This is a genomic window from Dietzia sp. E1 (assembly GCF_014145015.1).
Taxonomy (GTDB): Bacteria; Actinomycetota; Actinomycetes; order Mycobacteriales; family Mycobacteriaceae; genus Dietzia; species Dietzia cinnamea_A.
This window is the reverse complement of record NZ_JAALDU010000157.1, coordinates 1-6,372: the sequence shown is the minus strand read 5'-3', so window position 1 is coordinate 6,372 and position 6,372 is coordinate 1. Positions and strand designations below refer to the sequence as shown.

Annotated in this window: 6 protein-coding genes; 1 reads left to right on the top strand and 5 read right to left on the bottom strand. The window is 67.2% G+C overall.

Annotation, left to right across the window (positions count from 1 at the left end):
* Positions 1-357: cbb3-type cytochrome c oxidase subunit I (locus G6030_RS06535; RefSeq protein WP_182642578.1), on the bottom strand; the 357-nt coding region annotated here is incomplete at its 3' end.
* A 252-nt stretch (positions 358-609) separates the two neighbouring features.
* On the opposite strand from G6030_RS06535, the gene G6030_RS06530 reads away from it, so the two are divergent.
* A complete protein-coding gene (locus G6030_RS06530; RefSeq protein ID WP_223210146.1) occupies positions 610-1,746 on the top strand; it encodes an ABC transporter substrate-binding protein in 1,137 nt (378 codons plus the stop codon).
* A gap of 85 nt (positions 1,747-1,831) precedes the next feature.
* Here G6030_RS06530 and nrdF read toward each other — a convergent pair whose 3' ends face one another.
* From nrdF to nrdH, 4 genes are all read right to left on the bottom strand, one after another.
* On the bottom strand, positions 1,832-2,848 hold the full coding sequence (gene nrdF, locus G6030_RS06525; protein WP_007627783.1) for a class 1b ribonucleoside-diphosphate reductase subunit beta: 1,017 nt from the start codon (positions 2,846-2,848) through the stop codon (positions 1,832-1,834).
* Positions 2,849-2,903: 55 nt separating this feature from the next.
* Complete coding sequence (gene nrdE, locus G6030_RS06520; RefSeq protein ID WP_007627784.1) at positions 2,904-4,985, bottom strand: class 1b ribonucleoside-diphosphate reductase subunit alpha; 2,082 nt, start codon at positions 4,983-4,985, stop codon at positions 2,904-2,906.
* Positions 4,986-5,053: 68 nt separating this feature from the next.
* A complete protein-coding gene (gene nrdI / locus G6030_RS06515) occupies positions 5,054-5,500 on the bottom strand; it encodes a class Ib ribonucleoside-diphosphate reductase assembly flavoprotein NrdI (protein WP_007627785.1) in 447 nt (148 codons plus the stop codon).
* 50 nt (positions 5,501-5,550) lie between these two features.
* Entirely contained in the window at positions 5,551-5,781 is a 231-nt protein-coding gene (gene nrdH, locus G6030_RS06510) for a glutaredoxin-like protein NrdH (RefSeq protein ID WP_007627786.1), read from the bottom strand.
* Positions 5,782-6,372: the final 591 nt, after the last annotated feature.

The window sequence follows — 6,372 nt, the reverse complement described above, 5'->3', positions numbered from 1 at the left end:
GAACGCCACGTCCGGCGCGCCGATCTGCAGCGGCATGATGTAGTTCGCGAAACCGACGACGATCGGGGTGCCGTAGAGCAGGAGCATCACCGTGCCGTGCATGGTGAACAGCTGGTTGTACTGCTCGTTCGACAGGAACTGCATGCCGGGGAAGAACAGCTCCGCCCGGATGAGCAGGGCCATGAGGCCGCCGATGAAGAAGAAGATGAAGCAGCTGACGATGTACATGATGCCGAGCATCTTGTGATCGGTCGTCGTCAACATCTTCCACACGAACGAGCCCGGCCGGGCGTTACCCGTGGGTTCACCCGGTGGGTGGTCGAGTTCGTGGACCGGCTTGGGGGCCACTGCGGTCATAAGGGTCCTCCTGAACGCCTCACCCGACGTCGCGGGTCGAACCACCGACCCCACGTCGAACGCATAGGAATAGTGCGTGAGAGCAATCCTAACCCTCGGCTGAGAGCGACGCCCACCCGCCCCGTCCTTCTCGTCACCAGTGGTCACCCCCGTTAACCGCAGCGCGGGCCGGGGTGCTCGGAGCGCTCGCGGGACGCGTGTCCACCTCGGTGGGAGCGGTCCCCGCGGGCCCATCTCCTAGGCTGTTGTCCCATGACCGCTTCCGTTCCCGTCCTCCGCCGGCGCCCCGGGCGGGGGTATGCGCGGCGTGCCGCCCGGGCCGCGGTGCCGCTGGCGGCCGGTCTCGCCCTCGCGGCGTGTGGCCCCTCCCCCGTCGACATGGTCGAGCACCCCGTGACGACGACGCCGTCACGGATGGCCGGTGAGGAGCTCCAGCGCTCTGCCGAGCCCGAGGACTCGTGCGCACCCGCACCGGTGCCCACGGAATTCCCCGGCGCGGGCACCCGCAGGGTCGACAGCGCCGGGCCGGGCCCGGACAGCGTGGCGGTGCCGCGGTCGCCCGAGCGCATCCTCGCCCTCGGGGTGGGTGCGGTGGACACCGCCTGCGCTCTGGGTCTGCAGGACCTCGTCGTCGGCACCGCCGGGTTGCCCCGCGACGCCGACGTCTACCTACCCGCTCCCCTCGTGGCTCTCCCGACCATCGACCTCGGCGGAGGCGCGGACGCCGGCGCGGTCGCCGACGCCGCGCGCGACCTCACGCCCGACCTCATCGTGCTGGCGGGGTCACAGGATCTCGATCCCGCGGTCGTCGACGCGCTCGCCGACGTGGCGCCGATCGTCGTCTACTCCGCAGACGTCCTCGAGTGGGCCGACGCGACCGAGTCCGTCGCCGACGCCTACGGCCGACCGCGGGCGGGCGGCGACCTGTTACTGGACGTCATCGACCGGGCGCGATTCACGGCCGGGGCGACCACGCCGTCGGACTCCTGGGTGTCCCTGGTCTCGGTCGCCGACGGCTCGGGTGCCGGGGCGCGGGTGCAGGACGCCGACACGCTCGGCTCGCTCATGTTGGAGGCGGTGGGCGCCGGGCGCCCGCCGGCGCAACGCACCCGGGACGGCGAGCGCGTGCCGCCGCTTCCCGAGTCGCCCCCACTCGGTGACGAACTCGACGGAGACGTCATCTTCGCCGTGGTCGGCGGTCGCCCCGGTTCCGAGGAGGCGGCGCGGGAGGTCTTCGCCTCGGACCGGTGGATGGAGTTGGACGCCGTGGGCGCCAACCGGGTGTTCGTGGTGGACCGTGCCGTGTGGGAGGGCGCCGGTCCGGTCGCCGCCCGCGCGGTGCTGGAGGACATCCGGGGATCGATCAACGGGATCGCCCCCGACGGCTAGTCGCGAGCCCGGCCCCCGGACAACGACGGAGCCCCTGCGACCGCGATCGGTCGCAGGGGCTCCGCGGCGTTCTCGGGCGGCTGGGTCAGAAGTCCCAGTCCTCGTCCTCGGTGGCCTCGGCCTTGCCCATGACATAGGAGCTGCCGGAGCCGGAGAAGAAGTCGTGGTTCTCGTCGGCGTTGGGGCTCAGCGCGGACAGGATGGCCGGGTCGACGTCGGTCTCGTCCTTTGGGAACATCCCCTCGTAGCCCATGTTCATCAGCGCCTTGTTGGCGTTGTAGCGCAGGAACTTCTTGACGTCCTCGGTCCAGCCCACCGGGTCGTAGAGGTCCTCGGTGTAGTCGGCCTCGTTGTCGTACAGCTCGAAGAGCAACTCGAACGTGTAGTCCTTGAGTTCGTCCCGCTCCGCCTGGGTGACGTGCTCGAGACCGCGCTGGTACTTGTACCCGATGTAGTAGCCGTGCACGGCCTCGTCCCGGATGATGAGCCGGATGACGTCGGCGGTGTTGGTGAGCTTGGCGCGCGAGGACCACCGCATGGGCAGGTAGAAGCCCGAGTAGAACATGAACGACTCGAGCATCACCGAGGCGATCTTGCGCTTGAGCGGGTTATCACCGGCGTAGTAGCCGAGGATGATCTTCGCCTTGCGCTGGAGGTAGGGGTTCTCCTCCGCCCAGCGGAACGCCTCGTCGATCTGCGGGGTCGAGCACAGGGTGGAGAAGATCGTCGAGTAGCTCTTCGCGTGCACGGACTCCATGAACGCGATGTTGGTGAGCACCGCCTCCTCGTGCGGGGTCGAGGCGTCGGGGATCATGCTCACCGCGCCCACGGTTCCCTGGATCGTGTCCAGCAGCGTGAGTCCCGTGAAGACGCGGGCGGTCATCGTCTGCTCGTACTCGGTCAGGGTCTGCCACGACGGGATGTCGTTGGAGACCGGCACCTTCTCCGGAAGCCAGAAGTTGGTGGTGAGTCGGCCCCACACCTGGTCGTCGACCTCGTCGGGGACACGGTTCCAGTTGATCGCCGACACGCGGTCGACGAGCTTCGGCTGGATGCCGGCGGCGGGGCTGTGCGAACCCGGAGCGTGCAGCTCGGCGGTCATCGGTTCTCCTCCTGGAAGCAGGTGTGGATTCTGGCGCGGGGCCGGGCCCGGGTGGTCAGAGCATGCACGAGACGCAGCCCTCGACCTCGGTGCCCTCGAGCGCGAGCTGACGGACCCGGATGTAGTACAGGGTCTTGATGCCCTTGCGCCACGCGTAGATCTGCGCGCGGTTGACCTCGCGGGTGGTGGCGGTGTCCTTGAAGAACAGCGTCAGCGACAACCCCTGGTCGACGTGCTGGGTGGCCGCCGCGTAGGTGTCGATGATCTTCTCGTAGCCGATCTCGTACGCGTCCTGGTAATAGTCCAGGTTGTCGTTGGTCAGGTAGGGCGCCGGGTAGTAGACGCGCCCGATCTTGCCCTCCTTGCGGATCTCGATCTTCGAGGCCACGGGGTGGATCGACGACGTGGAGTTGTTGATGTAGCTGATCGACCCGGTGGGCGGGACGGCCTGCAGGTTCTGGTTGTAGATGCCGTACTTCTGCACGTCCGCCTTGAGCGCGCGCCAGTCCTCCTGGGTGGGGATGGCGACCTCCGCCTCGGCGAAGAGCTGGCGCACGCGGTCGGTGGCCGGCTCCCACGTCTGGTCGGTGTACTTGTCGAAGAACTCGCCGGAGGCGTACTTGGACTCCGGGAAACCGGCGAACCAGGTTCCACGCTCACGCGCGATCAGGTTGGAGGACCTGAGGGCGTGGTAGAGCACGGTGTAGAAGTAGATGTTCGTGAAGTCGATGCCCTCCTCGGATCCGTAGTGGATCCGCTCGCGCGCGAGGTAGCCGTGCAGGTTCATCTGCCCCAGGCCGATCGCGTGCGACTCGGAGTTGCCGCGCTCGATGGACGGCACCGAGTTGATGTGCGTCTGGTCGGACACCGCGGTCAGGCCACGGATGGCGGTCTCGATGGTCCGGCCGAAGTCGGGCGAGTCCATGGCCTTGGCGATGTTGAGCGAGCCGAGGTTGCAGGAGATGTCCTTACCCACGTGCGAGTAGGTGAGGTCCTCGTTGAACTCCGACGCGGTGGAGACCTGGAGGATCTCCGAGCACAGGTTGGAGTGCGTGATCTTGCCGGCGATCGGGTTGGCCCGGTTCACGGTGTCCTCGTACATGATGTACGGGTAGCCGGACTCGAACTGCAGCTCGGCGACGGTCTGGAAGAAGTGCCGGGCGTTGATCTTGGTCTTCTTGATCCGGCTGTCCTCGACCATCTCGTGGTAGTTCGCCGAGATGTCGACGTCCGCGAAGGGCTTGCCGTAGATCCGCTCGACGTCGTACGGCGAGAACAGGTACATGTCGTCGTTGCGCTTGGCGAGCTCGAACGTGATGTCCGGGATGACGACGCCCAGCGAGAGGGTCTTGATGCGGATCTTCTCGTCCGCGTTCTCCCGCTTGGTGTCGAGGAACTTGTAGATGTCCGGGTGGTGCGCGTGCAGGTAGACCGCACCCGCGCCCTGGCGCGCGCCGAGCTGGTTGGCGTAGGAGAAGGAGTCCTCCAGCAGCTTCATCACGGGGATGACGCCCGAGGACTGGTTCTCGATGTGCTTGATCGGGGCGCCGTGCTCACGCAGGTTGGACAGCAGGAGCGCCACGCCACCGCCGCGCTTGGACAGCTGCAGGGCGGAGTTGATGCTGCGGCCGATGGACTCCATGTTGTCCTCGATGCGCAGGAGGAAGCAGGACACGGGCTCGCCGCGCTGCTTCTTGCCCGAGTTGAGGAACGTCGGGGTGGCCGGCTGGAAGCGGCCTTCGATGATCTCGTCGACCAGCTGCCGGGCGAGGGTCTCGTCGCCGGCGGCGAGGGTGAGCGCCACCATGCAGACGCGGTCCTCGTAGCGCTCGAGGTAGCGCTTCCCGTCGAAGGTCTTGAGCGTGTACGACGTGTAGTACTTGAACGCGCCCAGGAAGGTCGGGAAGCGGAACTTCTTGGCGTAGGCGTGGTCGAACAGCTCGCGCACGAAGTTGCGCGTGTACTGGTCCAGGACCTCGCGCTCGTAGTAGTCCTTCTCGACGAGGTAGTCGAGCTTCTCGTCGAGGTTGTGGAAGAAGACCGTGTTCTGGTTGACGTGCTGGAGGAAGTACTCCCGCGCCGCCTGACGGTCCTTGTCGAACTGGATGTTCCCGTCCGCGTCGTAGAGGTTGAGCATGGCATTGAGCGCGTGGTAGTCCAGACGCTGGCCCTCCCCCGCCTCTCCCGCGGTGGTGCTCTCAGGGTTCACGGTTGGTGCTGCCAAAACTCTTCCAATCCCTCTCGGACGCGGATGACGTCCTCGTGTGTGCCCATCAACTCGAAGCGGTAGAGGTACGGGACCCCCAGCTTCTTGGCGATCACGTCGCCGGAGCGACCGAAGTCCGCTCCGAAGTTGGTGTTGCCGCCGGCGATGACTCCCCGGCACAGACTTCTGTTGTGCGCGTTGTTGAGGAACGCGACCACCTGCCGCGGGACCGCGGCCCCGCTCTTACCCGTGATCTCGAGGCTTCCCCCGTAGGTCGGGACGATCAGAACATATGGGTCCGACACGACCGGCATGGGCTCGGTCTTCCGCACGGGTATCCGCACCGCCGGGAGACCGAGCTTGTCGACGAACCGCTTGGTGTACTCCGAGATGTTGGAGAAGTAGACGATCCTCACCGGCTGATCGGCCGGCAGCGGAGCCGCCATCGACGCCCCCTTGTCACAGGAACTCGAAAGGTGCTGGTGTCCTCGGGCCGTCAGGCCGCCACGGAGGCGAGGGCCTTGATGCGGTCCGGGCGGAAGCCGGACCAGTGGTCGGAACCGGCCACCACGACGGGCGCCTGGAGGTGCCCGAGGGCCATCACGTACTCGCGGGCCTCGTCGTCCACCGAGATGTCGACGACCTGGTACTCGATGCCCTGCTTGTCGAGCGCCTTGTAGGTGGCGTTGCACTGGACGCACGCGGGCTTGGTGTAGACGGTGACCATGTGTGTCTGGACCTCTTTCGGCACGGCGCCCGGGCGGGGCGAGGGGACTCTTCTGGTGGTGGCCTTCCTGTCCGGGATTTTCAGCCCGGGCCAGGGACGGCCGTGTGTCTGTCGGTGGTCGTGCGCCGAATCGCATGGATGGCATTCATCGGTGCTGCAACGCTTCCCAACACTACCCCTAGTGGCGAGAAGGTCAACTGACCACAACATTTTGGTCTTACATCCCTGGAATTCCCAGGTCGTGATCCCGCCTTGTGGGATGCCCCTGCTCAGCGTGGAACCGGGGGCACCGGGGCCCTCAGCGGCGGGCGCACCACCCCATCGTGGCATCCCGGAGCGCGTTCCGAAACACGGTTTCGGCAACCCACAACGCGCCCCCAGAGCCCTCACAACGCGCCCCCGGTTGTCCCCATCCCATCCACAGGTTGCCCACCGTTCCGCCCGGAACCGCACCCCTCGCCGTCACCCCCGCCGACCGGGCGCCGGGGCGCCGCGGGCACCGGACGGGGTGCCCCCGAGACCGCCCGGGGAGGCCGTGGGACGCCGCGGGTGGGCGCGGCCGGCGTCTGCGGGCGGCGGTGCCACTCGCCT

Bases quoted from the DNA above. Each gene is read 5' to 3' on its own strand.
- G6030_RS06530 (WP_223210146.1), top strand. From the start codon at position 610: ATGACCGCTTCCGTTCCCGTCCTCCGCCGGCGCCCCGGGCGGGGGTAT.
- nrdF (WP_007627783.1), bottom strand. From the start codon at position 2,848: ATGACCGCCGAGCTGCACGCTCCGGGTTCGCACAGCCCCGCCGCCGGC.
- nrdE (WP_007627784.1), bottom strand. From the start codon at position 4,985: ATGCTCAACCTCTACGACGCGGACGGGAACATCCAGTTCGACAAGGAC.
- nrdI (WP_007627785.1), bottom strand. From the start codon at position 5,500: ATGGCGGCTCCGCTGCCGGCCGATCAGCCGGTGAGGATCGTCTACTTC.
- nrdH (WP_007627786.1), bottom strand. From the start codon at position 5,781: ATGGTCACCGTCTACACCAAGCCCGCGTGCGTCCAGTGCAACGCCACC.